Origin of the sequence: Heyndrickxia vini (genome assembly GCF_016772275.1) — a bacterium.
Taxonomy (GTDB): domain Bacteria; phylum Bacillota; class Bacilli; order Bacillales; family Bacillaceae_C; genus Heyndrickxia; species Heyndrickxia vini.
This window is the reverse complement of sequence record NZ_CP065425.1, coordinates 3,376,635-3,395,859: the sequence shown is the minus strand read 5'-3', so window position 1 is coordinate 3,395,859 and position 19,225 is coordinate 3,376,635. Positions and strand designations below refer to the sequence as shown.

Annotated in this window: 22 protein-coding genes and 1 riboswitch; of the genes, 18 read left to right on the top strand and 4 right to left on the bottom strand. The window is 36.0% G+C overall.

What is annotated here, in order from left to right:
- Positions 1–6 precede the first annotated feature (6 nt).
- Positions 7–107: riboswitch (SAM riboswitch) on the bottom strand.
- 691 nt (positions 108–798) lie between these two features.
- From I5776_RS16990 to I5776_RS16965, 6 genes are all read left to right on the top strand, one after another.
- Positions 799–1,224, top strand: coding sequence for a MarR family winged helix-turn-helix transcriptional regulator (locus tag I5776_RS16990; protein ID WP_202777518.1), 426 nt, complete (start codon positions 799–801; stop codon positions 1,222–1,224).
- Complete coding sequence (locus I5776_RS16985) at positions 1,211–1,660, top strand: GNAT family N-acetyltransferase (protein WP_202780839.1); 450 nt, start codon at positions 1,211–1,213, stop codon at positions 1,658–1,660. The genes I5776_RS16990 and I5776_RS16985 overlap by 14 nt, the downstream gene beginning before the upstream one ends.
- A gap of 115 nt (positions 1,661–1,775) precedes the next feature.
- Complete coding sequence (locus I5776_RS16980; RefSeq protein WP_343066400.1) at positions 1,776–2,612, top strand: phosphotransferase family protein; 837 nt, start codon at positions 1,776–1,778, stop codon at positions 2,610–2,612.
- Between the two features lie 90 nt (positions 2,613–2,702).
- Positions 2,703–3,275, top strand: a complete 573-nt coding sequence (locus I5776_RS16975; protein WP_202777517.1) for a histidine phosphatase family protein — start codon at positions 2,703–2,705, stop codon at positions 3,273–3,275.
- A 631-nt stretch (positions 3,276–3,906) separates the two neighbouring features.
- Positions 3,907–4,503 (top strand): S26 family signal peptidase, encoded by a 597-nt coding sequence (locus tag I5776_RS16970; protein ID WP_202777516.1) that lies wholly within the window; start codon positions 3,907–3,909, stop codon positions 4,501–4,503.
- Positions 4,504–4,659: 156 nt separating this feature from the next.
- Entirely contained in the window at positions 4,660–6,228 is a 1,569-nt protein-coding gene (locus I5776_RS16965) for an IS1182 family transposase (RefSeq protein ID WP_202777515.1), read from the top strand.
- Positions 6,229–6,339: 111 nt separating this feature from the next.
- Here the strand turns inward: I5776_RS16965 and yfkAB are convergent, their stop codons facing one another.
- Entirely contained in the window at positions 6,340–7,467 is a 1,128-nt protein-coding gene (gene yfkAB, locus I5776_RS16960; RefSeq protein WP_202777514.1) for a radical SAM/CxCxxxxC motif protein YfkAB, read from the bottom strand.
- Between the two features lie 173 nt (positions 7,468–7,640).
- Here yfkAB and I5776_RS16955 point away from each other — a divergent pair, with 173 nt between their 5' ends.
- The 3 genes from I5776_RS16955 to I5776_RS16945 all read left to right on the top strand — a co-directional run bounded on the left by I5776_RS16955 (position 7,641) and on the right by I5776_RS16945 (position 10,084).
- Positions 7,641–7,817, top strand: coding sequence for an SE1561 family protein (locus I5776_RS16955; RefSeq protein WP_165797778.1), 177 nt, complete (start codon positions 7,641–7,643; stop codon positions 7,815–7,817).
- Positions 7,818–8,014: 197 nt separating this feature from the next.
- The gene (locus I5776_RS16950) at positions 8,015–9,559 is read left to right on the top strand and encodes a fumarate hydratase (RefSeq protein WP_281397255.1); all 1,545 of its coding nucleotides are present in this window, start codon (positions 8,015–8,017) and stop codon (positions 9,557–9,559) included.
- 111 nt (positions 9,560–9,670) lie between these two features.
- Positions 9,671–10,084, top strand: a complete 414-nt coding sequence (locus I5776_RS16945) for a DUF1259 domain-containing protein (RefSeq protein WP_202777513.1) — start codon at positions 9,671–9,673, stop codon at positions 10,082–10,084.
- On the opposite strand, the gene I5776_RS16940 is transcribed toward I5776_RS16945, so the two are convergent.
- A complete protein-coding gene (locus I5776_RS16940; protein WP_202777512.1) occupies positions 10,070–11,044 on the bottom strand; it encodes a nuclease-related domain-containing protein in 975 nt (324 codons plus the stop codon). The genes I5776_RS16945 and I5776_RS16940 overlap by 15 nt on opposite strands.
- Before the next feature lie 428 nt (positions 11,045–11,472).
- Between I5776_RS16940 and I5776_RS16935 the strand changes: the two genes are divergently transcribed.
- The 8 genes from I5776_RS16935 (at position 11,473) to I5776_RS16900 (ending at position 17,194) form a co-directional block, all read left to right on the top strand.
- Entirely contained in the window at positions 11,473–12,054 is a 582-nt protein-coding gene (locus I5776_RS16935) for a bifunctional transcriptional activator/DNA repair enzyme AdaA (protein WP_202777511.1), read from the top strand.
- Positions 12,038–12,946: a DNA-3-methyladenine glycosylase family protein gene (locus tag I5776_RS16930; RefSeq protein ID WP_202777510.1), complete on the top strand. Its 909-nt coding sequence runs from the start codon at positions 12,038–12,040 to the stop codon at positions 12,944–12,946. Before I5776_RS16935 ends, I5776_RS16930 begins: the two co-directional genes overlap by 17 nt.
- Positions 12,939–13,412 carry a methylated-DNA--[protein]-cysteine S-methyltransferase gene (locus tag I5776_RS16925; RefSeq protein ID WP_202777509.1) on the top strand — a complete coding sequence of 158 codons (474 nt, stop codon included), beginning with the start codon at positions 12,939–12,941 and terminating at the stop codon, positions 13,410–13,412. The genes I5776_RS16930 and I5776_RS16925 overlap by 8 nt, the downstream gene beginning before the upstream one ends.
- 72 nt (positions 13,413–13,484) lie before the next feature.
- On the top strand, positions 13,485–14,021 hold the full coding sequence (locus I5776_RS16920) for a DinB family protein (RefSeq protein ID WP_202777508.1): 537 nt from the start codon (positions 13,485–13,487) through the stop codon (positions 14,019–14,021).
- A 16-nt stretch (positions 14,022–14,037) separates the two neighbouring features.
- Positions 14,038–14,640: a GNAT family N-acetyltransferase gene (locus I5776_RS16915; RefSeq protein ID WP_202777507.1), complete on the top strand. Its 603-nt coding sequence runs from the start codon at positions 14,038–14,040 to the stop codon at positions 14,638–14,640.
- Positions 14,641–14,662: 22 nt separating this feature from the next.
- On the top strand, positions 14,663–15,127 hold the full coding sequence (locus I5776_RS16910) for a GNAT family N-acetyltransferase (protein WP_202777506.1): 465 nt from the start codon (positions 14,663–14,665) through the stop codon (positions 15,125–15,127).
- Between the two features lie 237 nt (positions 15,128–15,364).
- Positions 15,365–16,126 carry a delta-lactam-biosynthetic de-N-acetylase gene (pdaA, locus tag I5776_RS16905; RefSeq protein ID WP_202777505.1) on the top strand — a complete coding sequence of 254 codons (762 nt, stop codon included), beginning with the start codon at positions 15,365–15,367 and terminating at the stop codon, positions 16,124–16,126.
- A 45-nt stretch (positions 16,127–16,171) separates the two neighbouring features.
- On the top strand, positions 16,172–17,194 hold the full coding sequence (locus tag I5776_RS16900; protein ID WP_202777504.1) for a DUF3231 family protein: 1,023 nt from the start codon (positions 16,172–16,174) through the stop codon (positions 17,192–17,194).
- A gap of 47 nt (positions 17,195–17,241) precedes the next feature.
- Here the strand turns inward: I5776_RS16900 and I5776_RS16895 are convergent, their stop codons facing one another.
- A complete protein-coding gene (locus I5776_RS16895) occupies positions 17,242–17,541 on the bottom strand; it encodes a hypothetical protein (RefSeq protein ID WP_202777503.1) in 300 nt (99 codons plus the stop codon).
- A gap of 23 nt (positions 17,542–17,564) precedes the next feature.
- Positions 17,565–18,146, bottom strand: a complete 582-nt coding sequence (locus I5776_RS16890) for a helix-turn-helix domain-containing protein (protein WP_202777502.1) — start codon at positions 18,144–18,146, stop codon at positions 17,565–17,567.
- A 205-nt stretch (positions 18,147–18,351) separates the two neighbouring features.
- On the opposite strand from I5776_RS16890, the gene I5776_RS16885 reads away from it, so the two are divergent.
- Positions 18,352–19,224, top strand: a complete 873-nt coding sequence (locus I5776_RS16885; protein ID WP_202777501.1) for a DNA-3-methyladenine glycosylase family protein — start codon at positions 18,352–18,354, stop codon at positions 19,222–19,224.
- The last annotated feature ends 1 nt before the right edge of the window (position 19,225 follow it).

Sequence of the window (19,225 nt, the reverse complement as noted above, 5' to 3'; positions counted from 1 at the left end):
GGTCTCTTCTTATCTTCAAGCATTCGCTACTGGAATTGGCACAGTACTTCTAAAAGTCTGCTGCCGAGGCTTCAAAGGGCCAGTCCCTCCACCTCTCTAGATAAGAATATTCTAAACTATTTAACTACAAGCTAAATTACACCTGTTTTGCTGTTCTGTCAATAAAAATTATTTCTTGGTCTTTTATTTTCCAAAATATATTGAAATCCATATAAGAGAAATGCCTTGTAAAAGAAGTAAATGAAAAACTGAAAAACATTCAACCGAACCAATGTAAATAATTTAATTTTCGGGAAAAAACTTTTAGCCAAAACTGAAAAACTGAAATTGAAGAAGGCATTGAGTAAGATGAAATTTATGAATTTTCCATAAGTCCATTTTAAAGTCCATAAGGCTACCGCCATCATTGGACCGATTAAAAAAGGAAATTCATTAAGAAAAAAGGAATTCGGCTTATTATAGAAAACCCACCATTTACGTTTCTTTCCAATCGGGACATCTATTAAATGGATAAAAAAAACGAAGACGAAGGAGGGGAAAAATCTTTTTATACTTCGTAGATCCAAAAAAGATATTAATATCCAAGAAAACAATATCATTGAAACATTAAATAGTGATTTATTCCTTTTTGTCATCTTAAATACTTCCTTTTTCTTTTTATTGGCTTACTGTAAGCAAGTCGGTGATGGTACAAAATTTAGCGTTTCTTTTTTTGAAAAAAATATTCGTTAATGACTTTTATAAATAAACATCGTATTATAAGATATAATCTTAATTAACGATAAAAAGAGGGATTATATGAAAAAAGAGGTTGCACAGCTAAATCATTTATGGACAGATATTTACTATCAACTGCGTTATCAACATCAAGAAAAGATTACGCACCAAAGTGTTAGGATTATGCAAGTGATTCAAAAGGAAGAAAATGTAGGGATTAAAGAAATTGCCCAATCCATACAAGTTTCACATAACACCGCTTCAGAACATGTTAAACGCTTATTAGAAAAAAATTATGTCTGTAAAAGGCGAAGGTTGGAAGATGAACGAAAGGTTATTTTGGATTTGACTAGTCTGGGAAATGCTGTTTTGCATCGTCATTCGTCACTTGATGATGAAAAACTTAATCAGCTTTTATTCGAAAAAATGAGTAATGAAGAAAGGGAATTGATTTTAAAAGCATTTTCATTAATGAAGGAGAGAGCAATGGATGTTGAATTATCGTAAAGCAACTATTGAAGATATCAATCAATTAATCGATTTAAGAAAGAAGCAATTAATTGATGAAGGAATTGAACCTACTATAGATATTGATCCTGAATTATCAGCTTTCTTTAAAGAAAAACTTAAGACTGGATCCCTCATTCAATGGCTAGCGGAAGATAATGACGAAATAATTGCATGTGGTGCAATCATTTTTTATGACTTCCCACCGACTTATACCAATAAGAGTGGGAAAAAGGGCTATATTACTAACATGTTTACAAAGGAAAGTTATCGTGGACAAGGCATTGCAACGAGTTTGTTAAAGAAACTAGTGGACGAAGCAAAAGATAGAAGAGTTATAAAAATATGGCTTGGCGCTTCGAAGTTAGGTAGACCTGTTTATAAGAAGTTTGGCTTTAAAGAAACAGATGAATGGATGGAATTAAATACTTTATAAAGAGAACGGGAGGGAACTCAGTATATTTGAGTTCTCTTTATTTTTTTTATTGATATTACTAGATGGAAATTCACTCATAAATTGCAATACCTTCTTTACATAAAAGTTCTATGCTATGTATGCCGGAAAAATCCTTTTTAAAGGAATTGATTCATTTTTAACGAATTACTATTATCAGTTACGTTTTATCAAAGGAGAGAGAAATGGAATGGTATTAGGATCTCCCATTGCAGTAGGAAATACAGCAGAAATTTATTTATATGAAAATAGAATTATTAAGGTATTTAAGGACTATTTGCCGAAGTCAGAGGCATTATATGAAGCGACTAAACAAAATATTGTCTACAAAAGTGGGCTATTTGTTCCAAAAATAGTTGATGTTAGAGAAATAAATGGGAAACCTGCGATTGTCATGGAATATATAAAGGGAAAAACAATCGGAGAACTCCTCTATGAAAACATGGAGGAAGCGGAATACTATATGACTTTATCTGTTGAAGTACACCAAAATATCCATAGTAAAAGCGGGGAATCATTTGAACCGATGGCTGAAAAATTAAGTCGACAAATTCATGCCGCACCTATATTACAATTAGATCAAAAGAAAACATTAATAAAAAGGTTAGAATTGTTGTCAGTTGACAATAAGCTCTGTCATGGAGATTTTCATTTTTATAATTTAATTGTGTCGGATAACAAAGTAGCAATAATCGATTGGGTTGATGCAAGTGGAGGAAGTAGGTGTGCAGATGTATATCGAACATATCTCTTGCTTTCACAAGTTTCTGTTAAAATGGCTGATTTATACGTGTCACTTTATTGTGAAAAAAGCGGTTTGGAGAAAGAGGAAATTTTTCAATGGGCACCAATCATTGCAGGAGCAAGATTATCCGAGAATGTAACGACTGAACGACAAGAAAGGCTATTGAAAATTGTCAATCATAATGAATAGGAAACTAGTAAATTAGGTATCAAAAGGGTGGATGAAATGAATATCGAAATAATATATAAAGAGCATCTAAATGAGGAGGAATAATTGTAAATGAACACTTTAATTTACATGGTGAGACACGGCGAATCACCGAAAATAGAAGAAAATGAACGAACAAGGGGGTTAACTGAAAAAGGCCAATTAGATGCAAATCGCATAACGGAGTTATTACATGATGAGAAGATTGATGTTTTTATTTCCAGTCCATACAGTCGAGCAATTTTAACGATACAGGAGCTAGCTAAGCGTTCAGGTCAAGAGGTATTAGCAATCGAAGAGCTGAAAGAACGGGTCTTTTCTTCCGAAGTCAATCGAATGGCTGATAGCGAATTATTTCCTTTATTAAAGAAGTCATTTTCCGACCCCAATTTTGCTTTAGCGGGTGGAGAGTCAAATGCAACATGTCAAAAAAGAGCGATAAAGGTTTTAAACGAATGTTTAATCAATTACAAAGGAAGAAAGATAGCCGTAGGCACCCATGGCGCTGTGATGACATTAATGATGGGATATTATGATAGTAGATACGATTTGAATTTTTTACTGCAAACAACAAAACCTGATATTTATAGGATGGAATTCGATGGTCAAGAGTTGGTAGAAGTAAAAAGATTGTGGAAAGGTTAAGTAAGATCGGGATTTTTTACGGTAGCAAAATATTAAAACATTTCTCCAAGAATGATTTCCTTTTAATTAGGGAAATTAATGAAAAGGAGAATGAATTATATGCCAAATCTAATTAGAGTCATACAATTAATTGCACCTTGGATTTTAATCCTTTTTCTACCGAAAAAATCATTTAAACAATACCTACCTGTGTCACTTTTTGCCTCATTTCTTGTAATCGGGATGTGTATACTAGCTATCCCCTTTAAATGGTGGGTTGTAAAAGGCGGATGGAAAGCGAAACTTTTAAATGATGGCAGTTTTATTTTTGGGCCATTCTTGGTAGGTACCTTATGGATCTTTCATTTTTCTTTTGGAAATCTAAAGAAATATCTTTGCATAAATTTAGTGATGGATTCTTTATTTGCTTTTCTAATATGTTCTATGTGTCAAAAGCTGAAACTTTTTAAGCTAGTCAACTTTAAACCTAAACATATATTTTATTCTTTTATTAGTTATTCAATCATTATTTATGTGTTTGAATTATTAATGAAAAGGAGTAAATAGCTAAAAAAGAATGTTCAGAAAAGTGACAAAATTGCAACGAACTATTTATCTCATTTATTGTAAAATATAGATGAGGGGGATGATTATGAAAAGACTTCCATTACTAATCACGATAGCATTTTTATTAGCCGGTTGTTCGTATCAATCATCTGCAAAAACGGTATCAGATAGTAGAACAGATTTAAATATAGCCATAATAAATAATCTTGAACCAAATATGCTTACATTTCATCATATGTCTGACTCCATGGACAGGGGCAATCATGAATATAGCGATAATGTGATTGTATTTGATCCAACTAAAAAAGACTTCCAAAGAGGTGCAATTGTTTTATTTAAGGATAAGAGCGGTGAAAAAAGAATAACAAGAATCGTAGCTTTACCGCATGAACAAGTAACTATTAAAGAAGGACAAATATTTATCAATGATCAAAAATTAGATACTTTTTATGGCTCAGTACATCGTTTGGGAAGCAAAAAAGAGGAATATTTTAAAGAAATGGATAAAAATAATGCTGATTATAATAAAAACGTAATGACTAAATTTTTTGAGCAAGATAAAAGTAAAATTGTTCTGCAAGAAAATGAGTTTTTTACAACTGGTGATGATTGGCTTCGCAGTGAGCAAAAGGTTGTCAAAAAAAGTGATATTATTGGAGTTGTTTTAGGGTATAAAAATTAAGAGGCTGGGACATAACCCACCTCTGAGATGAAAAAGCCGGTGGAAATTTACGACAAGTAAATTTTCACCGGCTTTTGGTTTTTTTACAATAAAATAAGGACCACTTCTGATAAAATTAAGTTACCACACAAAATATAATCAGAAAGAAGGATCCTTATGTTTAAAAATTATACCATGAATCAATTAGTTTTGCCTTTAGATTTAGAAGTAAAGTTACAAAAAAATGATATTGCCTTCCATGTTCATCATTTAGTTGAAAGTATCCCTCATGAAGCGTTCGAACCATTTCTGCGAAATGATGGCTGTCCTGCCTACCATCCACGCATGATGCTTAAAATTATCTTATGTGCCTACACGCAATCTGTCTTTTCAGGGCGAAAAATTGAAGCCCTATTAAAAGACAGCATCCGTATGATGTGGCTAGCTCAAGGGTATGAACCAAGCTACCGAACAATCAACCGATTCCGTGTTCAACCGGAAGTGAAAGATTTAATTCGCCAATGTTTCGTCCGATTTCGTTGTCAATTAATCGAAGAAAAACTAATTGATCAAGAAGCGATTTTTATCGATGGTACAAAGATTGAAGCAAATGCGAATAAATTTACGTTTGTTTGGAAGAAATCGATTGAAAAATATCATCAAAGTTTAATTGAAAAGTCAAACCAGCTATACGATGAGCTACTTAAGAACGAAATCATACCTGAAATGGAACGTGAAAGTGATGAACAATTATCATTGGAAGAGCTTTCTCAATTGGTTCAAAAAGTGGATGATGTCGTAACCGAGTTCGATAAACAAATCGAGGCTTCATCGGACGTTACTGAACGAAAAGCCTTAAGAAACGAACGCAAATACCCGAAACAAGCCCGTAAACAGTTGATTGATTTTGTCTTACGAAAACAGAAATACCAACAAGACTTTGAAATCTTTGGCACGCGTAATAGCTATTCAAAAACAGATCTGGATGCCACATTTATGCGAATGAAAGATGATTATATGAAAAACGGACAATTGAAAGCTGGTTATAATGTACAAATCGCAACAGAAGGTCAATACGCACTTGCCTTTAGTTTATTTCCAAACCCAACAGATACACGTACGTTAATTCCATTTTTAGATGAAATCGAGCAGCATTATTTCGAGTTACCGAAACATATTGTCGCAGATGCGGGGTATGGTAGTGAACAAAACTACAATGATATCCTTTCGAACAGAAAACGAGAAGCACTTATTACGTATAACCTATTTTTGAAGGAACAAAAGAAAAAGTATAAACAAAACACATTTAATCCCGACAACTGGCGGTATGATGAAGAAACGGATACATATATATGCCCCCATCAGAGACGTCTTGAATTTCAATGTCATTCTGTCCGAAACGACCGTACAGGATTCCAACGGAATCTCAAAATTTACGAATGCGAGGACTGTTCGGGTTGTCCATTCCGTTCATCATGTACAAAAGCTAAAGAAGGCAACAATCGAAAACTAATGGTGAATGAAAAATGGGAACAGCAAAAAGAATATGTGAGAGCGAAGCTTTCAGAAGAGAAAACGAGTGCCATCTATCGAAAACGCAAAATCGATGTGGAACCAGTTTTTGGATTCTTGAAGGCTAATTTGCGTTTCACTCGATTTTCTGTACGAGGAAAATCGAAGGTAGAAAACGAAATGGGCCTTGCATTAATGGCAGTGAATTTAAGAAAATTCACTGCCAACAACTAAAGTAATAGAAGAAATTACAGATAAAAATAGAGAAAGGGGAATTTGAGGATACTCAAATTCTCCTTTCTCACTATTCGAGGCTAGTTATGTCCCAGCCTCTTAAATGTTTTATCATATACTAATATTGGCTTTCCTCTTTTGAAAATCAACCTCACGATAATATGCATCTTTTACAAGCACATTTGGACCTACACATTGAACAGCTGGACAATGACAATTCAATGACTTGGCCAAAGGAGTTGCCATCCATTTTTCATATAGAGCTGGAAGGACATCATGTTGAATATTTCCAAGTGGCGGTGTATCGCCAAAATCAGTAACAATGACATCCCCAGTAAAAATATTCACATTTAATCGTGAGCGTCCATCAGGATCATTTCGCACAGTCACATTTTTACTCGAATACAGCCGCTTCAGTAAGGTTAAATCTTCTTCATTCGGACTGCATGGATAGAAAGGCAACGTTCCGAATAACATCCAAGTATGTTCATCTCGAATATCAAGCAAATGATGAATCGCTTCCCGTGTTTGTTCAAGCGACAACACTTCTAAATTGGCTGCAAAATCACTTGGATACATTGGATGAACCTCGTGACGAGCACATTTCATTTCTTCGACGATTTGTCGATGGATATGTTCTAGATGGGGAAGTGTCCGCTTATTCAACATCGTTTCTGCGGAGACCATGACACCTTTTTCAGAAAGTAGCCGACTGTTTTCTATCATTCGGTCAAATAATTTTTTTCTTTGTTCGCGTGTAGGCTTTCTAGCCATATTAGCAAACCCACCATCAATGAAATCATCTACCGTTCCCCAGTTATGAGAAATATGTAAGACATCTAAATATGGAGCAATTAATAAGTAGCGATCGGGGTCAAGGGTTAAGTTCGAATTAATTTGTGTTCGGATGCCGTTTTGATGGGCATACTTAAGTAATGGAAGAACATAATTTTCTACCGACTTTTTTGAAAGCATCGGCTCCCCACCTGTAATACTCAATGCACGCAATTGTGGAATTTCTTCCAGGCGTTGAAGTAACAGTTCAAGTGGCAATGCATTTGGATCCTTTGGCTGCAGCGTATAACCTACCGCACAATGCTCACAGCGCATATTACACAGGGTAGTGGTCGTAAATTCAATATTCGATAGAACAAGACTTCCATGATCTTTTACATCTAAGTATGCTTCCCACGGATCATTTGCCGGGGTAATCAATGGAAGTTGTGAAACATTTTGCATAATTAAGACTCCTCTTATCATTTATAAACCTAACTTTGGGGTCTTTTCATCTTTGTAGAAAAGATGCCCAGATATCATATTATACCAGGGTAATCATTTTTTAAAGAAGAAGATGTTTTCACTTAAGTATATGTTTGGTATGATAGTAAAATGACGAAAGGAGAGATGCACCTTTGGGAAACGCAGTTCATGATAAAGATTCACAAGTGCTTTATTTAAAGCAACGATTAAATATGTTTTTAGAAGTGTTGGATTCCATTGATCCTGAAGATACAGAATTAGAAGACATTGATCGCTTAATCGAAATGATTGACGATTTGGAAATGAAATGTGAGCAATTTAAAAAGTAACAGGAAGTCAAACCGAGATAGGTTTGGCTTTTTTTAATGAAGAATTATGTGCACGAAACCAGATAAAATAGACTAAACGATAGCTAGGTAAATGAAAGGAACGCACCAAAATCTTCCCTTTAAATCAACACTTTTTAGGAGTATAATGGTTATGGAATTTATACATATAGATAGAAGGAATAAGGGAGAGGAATAAGATGAATTTGGAAACGTTCCAAGAGAGCATGTACCAACTAATTGTTGAAACATCTACTAATCTACCAAAAGATGTTCGTAGAGCTGTGAAAAAAGCTAAGCAAAGTGAAAGTGCAGGGACTCGTGCTGCAATGAGTTTAGGTACCATTACTAACAACATCCAAATGGCAGATGAGAATATTTCACCAATTTGCCAAGACACAGGTCTTCCTACCTTTAAAATTAAAACACCTGTTGGCGTAAACCAAATCAAAATAAAAGAAGCAATCTACAACGCAATTGCTCAAGCGACAAAAGATACAAAGCTTCGCCCAAATTCAGTGGATTCCTTAACTGGGAAAAACAGTGGAGACAATCTCGGAGGCGGAACACCTGTAATTAAGTTTGACCAATGGGAAAACGATTACATCGATGTTCGCTTAATTTTAAAAGGCGGCGGCTGTGAAAATAAAAATATTCAGTACAGCCTTCCATGTGAATTAGATGGATTAGGACGTGCTGGTCGTGATCTTGATGGAATTCGTAAATGTATCCTTCACTCGGTTTACCAAGCACAAGGACAAGGCTGCAGTGCTGGATTCATCGGTGTTGGGATCGGCGGAGATCGTTCATCTGGGTACGATTTAGCGAAAGAACAATTATTCCGTTCTGTCGAAGATGTGAACCCTCATGAAGATTTGCGCAAACTTGAAGAGTATATTATGGATAATGCCAATAAATTAGGAATAGGAACAATGGGATTCGGTGGCGAAACAACTCTTTTAGGTTGTAAAGTCGGAGTAATGAACCGTATTCCTGCCAGCTTCTTTGTATCAGTTGCCTATAACTGTTGGGCATTCCGTCGCCTAGGTGTAAAGGTAAATCCTGAAACAGGCGATATTCAAGAATGGCTATATCAAGATGGCGAAAAAGTCGAATTTGCCAATGAAGCAGAAAACGAAGTGGCAGCTTCTAAGGAAGAAAGCAATGTTGTAACTTTAACTGCACCAATTACCGAAGAACAAATCCGTGAATTAAAAGTCGGCGATGTTGTACGTATCGATGGCAGAATGTACACAGGTCGTGATGCGATTCACAAATACTTAACTGATCATGACGCACCGGTAGATTTAAATGGCCAAGTCATCTACCACTGTGGACCAGTAATGGCGAAGGATGAAGAAGGTAATTGGACAGTGAAAGCAGCTGGCCCAACAACTTCTATTCGCGAAGAGCCGTATCAAGGGGACATTATGAAGAAATTCGGTATTCGCGCCGTTATCGGTAAAGGCGGAATGGGACCAAAAACCCTTGCAGCCCTTCAAGAACATGGTGGAGTATATTTAAATGCAATCGGCGGTGCAGCACAATACTATGCTGACTGTATTAAAAAAGTAGATGGGGTTGATCTTACAGAGTTCGGTATCCCTGAAGCGATGTGGCACTTAAATGTCGAAGGCTTCACAGCAGTAGTAACTATGGATTCACACGGAAATAGTTTACACGCAGATGTGGACAAATCATCATTAGAAAAATTAGCTCAATTTAAAGAGCCTGTTTTTAAATAAGTTGGATTTTAGCTAGGTCTGAATAATCGGCCTAGCTTTAATATTTTCATAAAACTACCTCCACCGACATAACGTTTCTATAACATTGTGTGTAATTAAGGAGGAAAAATGATGAGTCAATTTGATTCTCTTTGCCAGGAATTTGCAAAGACACTTCATGGAAAAAGCAAAGTCAGTCATGGTGTTTGCTCTGTTGATTTGCATCGTCAATTCCATGTAACCGTACAAGGGAAACAAAGTAAATCGGTTGTACCTGCTGGATTCGCATTTGAATCGTTAGACCAGCATGGAAATGCTTTGAATTTTGGAGAAATCGCTGTCCTTCAGGAAGAAATACCTGCTTTTATCCACGCCATCGTCCAACAAGGAATCATCATCAGTGCACTTCACAACCATTGGATATTCATGGAGCCCACTATTTTATACCTTCACATTCAATCCGTTGAGCCTCCACTAAACTTCGCAAAAAAAGTAGCCTATTCTTTCAGGTTTTTACAAAGCTATCCTGTTTCAACAGAGGAATGAATCTGGGAAATGATATACCCTTTTTCTTCCTACATAAGAAAAAGGCAGGTTAAGGGATGTTAATAAAAATTGTGCTGTTTTTCTGTCGGATAAATGAAGGAACTCCCGGCATTGCATGTTGGTAATAGTAGGGGAAATCAATAGATAGTAGTCTTTTAATGTTTGCAGATGTGCATCTTTCGAAATGTATGTGCAATGCGGACAATGCCATCTTCTATATTTTCGCAACATGGCGAACCCTTTACATTGAGGGCAGCAAACACCTGTTTGAATATCTTTTGGAGGAATTGAAAATGTTTGAAGAATTTCTGGTCTTAATGGAGTATGTGATCGGATGATTGTTTCGGATAGTTTTTTTAACGACCTAGGTGTTAAAATTGGCTCTTTATATCGTTTTTGAAGTTCATGAATTTTTAAAGGAATATTTTCAGCATGGAGAACTTTATCATGTATTGGTATTTTTTTTGCTTCAGTTGAACGTAAAATCGTGGAAGGGTAACTAATCGCAACTAAATAATCAACAGGGAGTGGGAACTTGTTCTTTTTCAACCAGGAGTCAAGAAGAAGCTGATGTTTCTTCGCTTGGGTTAACGGATTGGGGTAACCCTCTTCCTTATTATTGAAGGTACGAATAAATTGATTAAATTTCGAATCAAATACTAACGTTCCGGCAAAGTTTTTCGCTTCGATAATTAATGCAAAGTAAAGTGAAATTAACAAAACATCAATTTGGAATTCCTTATCATTAATTTTTAATTGAAGATCAAAAAGGATTCTGAAATCCTCTTTCGGTAGAAAACTCAAGTGATAACGTAGATTTTTCTCACCGTTATAGCCGGTCACTCTTTTTGCGATATCCTCCAAAATCGCTCCTTTCTTAGGATAAACCTCTTCCAAGCGCTCATCAAGTGCATAATCCGCCTGCAATTTTAATGGTACAGTTAAATCTTTATCAATCAATCGATTTCCTCCTTTCTTGAATAGTAAAATTTTCAACAATACTTGTGAAAAACCCTTTTAATTTTACAAACTTTTTTGTTTCATGGAAGAAAGAAATTGATAACAGATTGGAGATACACCGAAAATAGCAGTTAAAAGAGTGTGGATGATCCACAAATGATTGCGTATGGTGCACAAACGAAGATCTATGATTCACAAACTAGATTTCATGAACCACAAATCCAAAATCCTCCTAGCGAAGAGGGAACAATGATCCACAAAATCTAAACTATGATGCACAAACGAAGATTCATGAGTTACAAACCAGATTCCATGAACCACAAATAAATTCGACCATAAAAGCAAGAAAAAGGACGAAATAATACTGCTGAATTGTTAAAATGATAGAACATTCTTTTATAATAAGGATAAAGGAGGAATCTCGAACAATGGCTGGCTTAAACTTAACTTTTGATGAAATGTGGGAAATTATTCTCGCCTGCGATTGTACATATGATGGGTTATTTTATACGGCAGTAAAAACGACGAAAATCTACTGTCGTCCATCTTGCCGATCACGAAAGCCTAAAAAAATGAACGTAGAATTTTACCACGATATCCAAATGGTTGAAACGGACGGTTTCCGTGCATGCAAAAGATGTCAGCCGGAGGTCGAGCATTCACCGAATACAGCATTAGTAAAAAGCGTGATGGCCTTTTTAGTGAATAACTACAAACAGAAACTCATATTACAAACAATTGCAGATCATGTTGGGGTCAGCCCATTTTATTTGGAACGAGTGTTTAAGCAAGAAACCGCAGAAACACCAAGAGCATATTTGGAGAAAATTCGGATTGATAAAGCAGAATATCTCCTCAAACACACGGATCTCACAAATCTAGATATTTGCTATGAAGTAGGATTTCGAACTCCTTCTAATTTTTATAAAACATTTCGCCGTCTAAAGCAGTGTTCACCTAGTGAATATCGACGGGAAAGGGAGAGGACCGAAAATGGTAAAGTGGATTGATCTGGAAACGTCTATTGATATTTGTACGCCACCCGAATTCAATTTTGACGAGTTGCTCGTTTTCTTAGGCCGATCAGACCGAGAAATACTACATCAAATAAAAAATAAAGAACTATATAAATTAATAAAAGTAAATGAAAAATTCATTTTACTGAAAATAACAAGCACGGCTCCAACAACTGTACATGTTGATTTTCCTTTAGGAACTCCATCAAATCGTGAAGAAATTGCGAATTATATTTGGAATTGGTTCGATTTAAATAAGGATCTAAAAAGCTTTTACACAATCGCAAAAAAAGATAAAATTTTATCCCCTCTAGTGGAAAAATACGCAGGCCTACGAATTATCGGAATTCCCGACTTATTTGAAGCACTAACCTGGGCAATTATCGGCCAACAAATCAATCTGACATTTGCTTATACGTTAAAAAGTAGGTTAGTAAAGCATTTTGGTGAAAATCTAGAGTGGAACAAAGAGACGTACTGGCTACATCCTACCGAGAAAGCAATTTCAAAACTACATGTAAATGACTTAAAACAGCTTCAATTCACAACACGAAAAGCGGAATATATTATCGACATCGCAAAAGCAATGACAAATGGAGAGATAACGAAGGAAGGCTTGCTGCAATTAAAAGATTTTGAACAAATACATAAAACGCTAATGTCCATTAGAGGGGTAGGTGCATGGACAGCTGACTATGTCATGATGAAATGCCTAAATCACCCATCTGCGTTTCCTATTGCTGATGTTGGAATTCATAATGCATTAAAAGTGCAGCTACAGCTTGAGCGTAAACCAACAATCGAAGAAATTAAACAATATGCGACAAATTGGGAAGGTTGGCAAGCCTATGCCACTTTCTATTTATGGAGGTCATTATATGTATAAAATTTATTATCAATCACCTATCGGGCTAGTAGAAATCACTGGAACGGACAAAGCAATTCGATCAATTTTGTTTTGTGAGGAGGAAACAAAAATAAACTCCCTACAGGACGACACGCCAACTGTTTTAAAGGACTGCTATCAACAGCTGGATGAATATTTTAAAGGGAAGCGCCAAGACTTTACCATTCCATTTGAATATGATGGCACGGATTTTCAAAAATCGGTGTGGAATGCATTAACGAAAATAGCCTACGGAAATACGTGCTCATATAAGGACATTGCGTTGTCCATTGGGAATGAAAAAGCTGTACGAGCAGTTGGCACGGCCAATGGAAGAAACAAATTAAGTATCATAATCCCCTGTCATCGAATTATTGGAGCAAATGGGACATTAACTGGTTACGCGGGCGGATTATGGAGAAAAGAATGGCTGCTGAATCATGAACAATCTATGGCGAATAATTAAATTATTATCCAAACAAATCAGAATTTTATGTTAAAATAAAGTGGAAAAAATTCAAATAAAGGTGTGATGAACGTGAAAAATCGCCCAAATTCAGATGAATACAATCCTTCTTTTTCAACGTATATCAGTTTGGTTCCAGAAGGAGACATCGAAACGATTTTACAAGAACAAATAGAAGAAACGCTTCAGTTGTTAAATGGCGTTGCAGATGAACAAGCACACTTCAAATATGCCCCTGAAAAATGGAGTATCAAGGAAGTGCTTGGTCATTTGGCTGATGCCGAACGGATTATGGCCTACCGGCTTCTCACAATTGCACGTGGTGATTCCGTCTCATTGCCGGGATTTGAAGAAAACGAATATGTACAAAATGCACATTTCAACCGCCAATCGATCAAAGATCTACGCGAAAATTTACATAGTGTTCGTCAATCAACGATTCACTTGCTAAAAAGTCTAGAAGAAGAAACATGGTTGCGAAAAGGAGATGCTAATCACTCTGTAGTATCTGTGCGTGCATTGGCCTACATTATTGCAGGACATGAAATACATCATCGCCGGATTTTAAAAGAACGGTATATTGAGGCCGATGCATTTCAAACTTTATAATAAGGAGAGAAATTCCTTGTTCGAACTTTTCAACAACCCACCAACATTAGAAAATGAAAGAATCAAATTAATCCCTATGCAAAAGGGGCATGTCCAATCTCTTTATGTAATTAACGATCCGAGTCATTGGAACTATATGTTGACCATTGTGAAATCGGAACAAGAGATGCAGGAGTGGGTATCCGCTGCCATCAAGCTTCGTGAGCAGCAATCAGCATTGCCATTTGTCGTCTTATTGAAAGAAACCAATCAAGTGGTTGGAACGACAAAAATGAGCTATATCGACTTTAAACAAAAATCATGTGAAATTGGCTCAACATGGTATGGGACCGATTTTCAACGAACTTTTGTGAATACCGATACCAAACTCCTTTTACTAACTTATTGTTTTGAAGAACTTAAAATGATTCGTGTTCAGCTGAAGACAGATGAGCGCAATCTTCGTTCACAAAAGGCAATTGAACGTCTAGGTGCTGTGAAAGAAGGAATTTTACGGAATGAACGCATCCTTTCCGATGGTTATATTAGAAATGCTGTTGTATATTCCATCACCAATCAAGAATGGAAAACAGTGAAAAAAGGTTTGATTGAAAAAAGAAACTCATACTCAGCTTCATAAACTCGTTGAGAAGAGGGATTAATTGGACATCCATTTTAAACCTGTCACAAGAGATAATTGGGAAGAGGCACTAGCTTTAAAAATCTTAGACCATCAACATGAATTTGTTCCATCAGTCGCCGTCTCCTTGGCTAAGGTTTTTATTAAACCGGATGGGGAAAATGTTGAATATCTCCCATTTGCTATTTATGATAAAGAACAAATAGTAGGCTTTATTATGCATGCCTACGAAGAAGCAACAACGGATATGTACTGGATAAACGGATTTTTTATCGATCAAGCTTTTCAACAAAAAGGTTATGGCAAACGAGCAATGATAGAAATGATGACTTGGATTGAAAATCGCTTTCCCCAATGCCAGGAAATTCGTTTGACGGTTCATAAAAATAATATGGTTGCACGAAAATTGTATGAACATCTAGGATTCATTTCTATAGATATGTCAGTTGGAGACGAAGAAATTATGATGAAAGAGCGTTTACGATAAGTAACCGCCCTTAAACTTATCCACATATTATAATAAAATTCAATCAATTCACATTACTATCCACAAAATTAAGCACTCATCAACAGATTCATCCACAATATTCGCAATATCCACAACAAAAATTAATTCTTCTGAAAATAATCTGAGCTTATCCACAATAAGTGCAATTGGTAATTTTTAATTAGCATATCTATTTCACCTTCGAAAAAAATACATAATAAAAAAGAAGGTGAATTCATGAAAAAATGGTTTCTTATCGCGGCAATTGTTTTGTTTACGATGATCAATACAAACTATGCTTCAGCGATTTCAAATGCTCCAGTTCATTGGGGATTTACTAAAGGGAAGAATGAACAGCAAGCTCAAGCAGGGAAGGCATATGATGATCTTCTGAGTAGACACCATGCTTTTTATAAAGGAGATCCAAATAAAAAAGTTTTATATTTAACATTCGATAACGGGTATGAGAACGGGTACACCCCAAAAGTTTTGGATGTACTAAAAAAAGAAAAAGTACCGGCTATTTTCTTCGTAACTGGTCATTATTTAACATCGAAACCCGAGCTTGTTCAACGAATGGTTAATGAAGGTCATCTCATTGGGAATCACTCCTGGAGCCATCCGGATTTAACGCAAGTATCGGATGAAAAATTAAAAGAAGAATTAAAAAAAGTGAAGGATCAGACAGCTAGAATAACAAAGCAAAAAGAAATGCATTATTTACGGCCACCGAGAGGAATCTTAAGTGAGAGAACAATGCAGCTTGCCAATGAAGAAGGATATACCCATGTCCTTTGGTCACTCGCCTTTAAAGATTGGTTGGTGGATCAACAAAAAGGCTGGAAATATTCTTATGATAATATCATGGCCCAAGTTCACCCAGGTGCCGTACTTTTACTCCATACTGTTTCCAAAGATAATGCGGATGCACTCGAAAAAGTAATCCAAGACTTGAAAGCACGTGGATATAAATTTAAACGTATAGACAAGTTTAAATGATTCTCCCTTAGCTGTAATAAATGATACTACTTGGAGGAATTTGTAATGAGTGACCGATGCCCATTATTAACATCAGCCGAAATCGCCTGCATTTGGACTGCATATATGCAAGACAGTATGTCCAAATGCATTTTAGGATATTTTTTAAAGCATTTGGAAGATGAAGAAATTCGTTCGGTTGTTAAATATTCCTATGATTTAGCAGCCTCCCATATTGAAAAACTAACGGCACTATTTAAAGAGGAAAAGCTTCCGATTCCTACGGGATTTTCCTTCGAAAACGATGTAAATTTGAATGCACCACGTCTTTATACAGATATGTTCATCCTTACTTATATAGAAAACATGGCGAAGTTTGGATTAATCGGGTATGGAGGATTTATTGCGATGAGTGCTCGTAAAGACATCCGTACTTATTTCAGGGAAGGACTCCAAGAAGTATCTGATTTATATGAAAAAGGTATGGACGTTTCCCTTTCAAAAGGATTATTTGTACGAGCACCATATATTTCTTATCCAACATCAAGTGATTTTGTTGATACACATAAATATTTAAGTGGTTTTTCTCTTTTTAGCTCACAACGACCACTTAATGTCATTGAAATCTCCCATCTATACACGAACATCCAAACAAATCTTATGGGAGCAAAATTGGCGATTAGTTTCGCTCAAATATCTCCGAGAAAAGAGATACAGCAATGGATGTTAAGAGGGAAAGATATTTCAGAAAAGCATATTCAAGTATTTACGAAGGCGCTTCTTAATAATGATATTCAGCCACCTGTTTCATCTGATATTAGTATTACCGATTCTACCACTCCACCATTTTCGGATAAATTAACACTTTTTCATATGGGATTACTAAGTGCCGCCGGAACGGGGAACTATGCGACTGCAGCAGCGGCAAGTCAAAGAAGTGATCTTATTCTCAATTATGAGAGATTATCATTTGAAATTGCCCAATATGCTAAAGACGGGGCTGATCTTATGATTAAGCATGCATGGCTTGAGCAGCCACCTGGAACGAAAGATAAAACCCAGTTGGCAAAGAAAAAAGATACGAAATAAGGATTTAATGCATAAGACTAAATAAAAAGCCAGTCGGTTATGACTGGCTAATATGTTGTGATCGGGTCTTCTTTTCCCATCGGCATATTTTCAACTAAATCCTCATTAGTTGCTTGACGGAAAACCATGCTAAGTGTAATCTTGTTCTCGTCTACTCCGAACTCGTGGCATATGCTTTCTTTAAATCCTTTATTAAATTTAATCATCATTTGCAAATCACTTTCACATGCCACACCAAATATTTCTTTAATAATGCCTTCATATTTCAATTGCGTTTCTGAAGCCAACATAATGATGTGTCGCTCAGGATTATTCAAATAATACATCGTTTCTTTTACTTTTGCCAAAAAAAGCACCTCTTTCATAAAAGTTAGCAGCTCGTTTGTGCGTTCATATATGGACTGGAGTAATGAATGGTCATATGATATTCACAAATATCCTCATGTGAATTTTGATATGTTTGTTGCACATCGGTTGAAAAAGAGATTGCATCCCCTTTTCGCAACGTATGTTTTTCTTCGCCTATTTCAATAGAAAGAACGCCGGAATAAACTGTGATCATTTTTGTAACTCCGATACCAGTAGCTTCCGATTGACGAAGACAACCCGGATGCATGCGAATGCGATAGTTTTCTAAAGGAATACCTGGCAAAGCAAAATTGGTAAATGCCTCAAATAAATGATGATCTTCTTTAAAAAAGGGCTGTTCAGCCTCTCGAATCAACTTAATAGAAGGATTTTTCATGAGAAAAGAAGCAAGCGGAACTTGTAACCCTGATGCAATTTTCCATAGGACAGCTACCGTTGGATTCGATGCTCCTCGTTCAATTTGTCCTAGCATTGGTTTACTTACTCCGGTAATTTCTGAAAGCTCATCTAATGACAATTGCCGCTGTTGGCGATAAAAGCGCAATTGTTGTCCAATTTGACTTGATAAGAAGTTTTTATCCATAACGCTCCTTGAATGTATGCTATATTATTTATCTATATATATTATAACATATTTATCGAGGATGTAGAGAAAATGTCGAAATTTGTAAACAGGTATTTTATGGTGTTTTCCACTATATTGATCTAAACCGCATTGACGATTGCTTTGTGATATAATACAGAAAAGCTTTTCAGAAAGAGCATTAAACACGGAACGGGTGGGGAATATGTGGGAAGAAACGGTGAAAATAGAAGGGCCATATAATTTCGATTTAGCACTACAAAGACAATCTATCGACCCATTAAATGATGTACATAGTGAATTAAGATTGATCAATATCCCTATATATGAGCCTGAAGCTGAAGTAGTCAGCGTTCAAGCAATAGGAACAACAGATGATCCTTGTTTTATAATAAAAGGAAAAAACAATCAAACGAAGGTACAAGTGATTGAGCGAGTATATGTCATTTTTCAATGGAATGTAACCCTACATCAAATCAATGATCATTTCAGGCAGACTTCTTTAAAAGATATCTTTACACTTAATCGCGGAACACCGATTATATTAGATTTCTCACCATATAATTGTTTAGTTAAATGCATTATTCACCAGCAATTAAATATGAAATTTGCGATGGCATTGACGGAAGACTTCGTTCATACATATGGATTCGAGCAGGATGGTGTGTGGTTTTATCCGTCACCCGAAAGAGTGGCTAAAATTGAAATCGAAGAATTACGTTCGATGAAATTCAGTCAACGAAAAGCGGAGTACTTGATTGGCTTATCCAAATTGATTGCAAGCGGCGAACTTAATTTACAAGAGCTTGCCAGTAAATCCGACGAGGAAGTCACGAAAACATTAGTGAAAATACGCGGAATCGGCCCATGGACTGCACAAAACTTTCTAATGTTTGGTTTAGGAAGACCGAACCTATTCCCGCTAGCAGATATTGGTATTCAAAATGCGATAAAAAAATTATTTAACCTGGAAAAAAAGCCAACCTATGAAGAAATGGAAAATTTTAGTCAGGAATGGCATCCATATTTAAGCTATGCCTCCCTTTACTTATGGAGAAGCATCGAGACAGCGGAGTGAT

Bases quoted from the DNA above. Each gene is read 5' to 3' on its own strand.
- I5776_RS16990 (WP_202777518.1), top strand. From the start codon at position 799: ATGAAAAAAGAGGTTGCACAGCTAAATCATTTATGGACAGATATTTAC.
- I5776_RS16980 (WP_343066400.1), top strand. From the start codon at position 1,776: ATGTATGCCGGAAAAATCCTTTTTAAAGGAATTGATTCATTTTTAACG.
- I5776_RS16975 (WP_202777517.1), top strand. From the start codon at position 2,703: ATGAACACTTTAATTTACATGGTGAGACACGGCGAATCACCGAAAATA.
- I5776_RS16970 (WP_202777516.1), top strand. From the start codon at position 3,907: ATGAAAAGACTTCCATTACTAATCACGATAGCATTTTTATTAGCCGGT.
- I5776_RS16965 (WP_202777515.1), top strand. From the start codon at position 4,660: ATGTTTAAAAATTATACCATGAATCAATTAGTTTTGCCTTTAGATTTA.
- yfkAB (WP_202777514.1), bottom strand. From the start codon at position 7,467: ATGCAAAATGTTTCACAACTTCCATTGATTACCCCGGCAAATGATCCG.
- I5776_RS16950 (WP_281397255.1), top strand. From the start codon at position 8,015: ATGAATTTGGAAACGTTCCAAGAGAGCATGTACCAACTAATTGTTGAA.
- I5776_RS16945 (WP_202777513.1), top strand. From the start codon at position 9,671: ATGAGTCAATTTGATTCTCTTTGCCAGGAATTTGCAAAGACACTTCAT.
- I5776_RS16935 (WP_202777511.1), top strand. From the start codon at position 11,473: ATGGCTGGCTTAAACTTAACTTTTGATGAAATGTGGGAAATTATTCTC.
- I5776_RS16930 (WP_202777510.1), top strand. From the start codon at position 12,038: ATGGTAAAGTGGATTGATCTGGAAACGTCTATTGATATTTGTACGCCA.
- I5776_RS16925 (WP_202777509.1), top strand. From the start codon at position 12,939: ATGTATAAAATTTATTATCAATCACCTATCGGGCTAGTAGAAATCACT.
- pdaA (WP_202777505.1), top strand. From the start codon at position 15,365: ATGAAAAAATGGTTTCTTATCGCGGCAATTGTTTTGTTTACGATGATC.
- I5776_RS16900 (WP_202777504.1), top strand. From the start codon at position 16,172: ATGAGTGACCGATGCCCATTATTAACATCAGCCGAAATCGCCTGCATT.
- I5776_RS16890 (WP_202777502.1), bottom strand. From the start codon at position 18,146: ATGGATAAAAACTTCTTATCAAGTCAAATTGGACAACAATTGCGCTTT.
- I5776_RS16885 (WP_202777501.1), top strand. From the start codon at position 18,352: ATGTGGGAAGAAACGGTGAAAATAGAAGGGCCATATAATTTCGATTTA.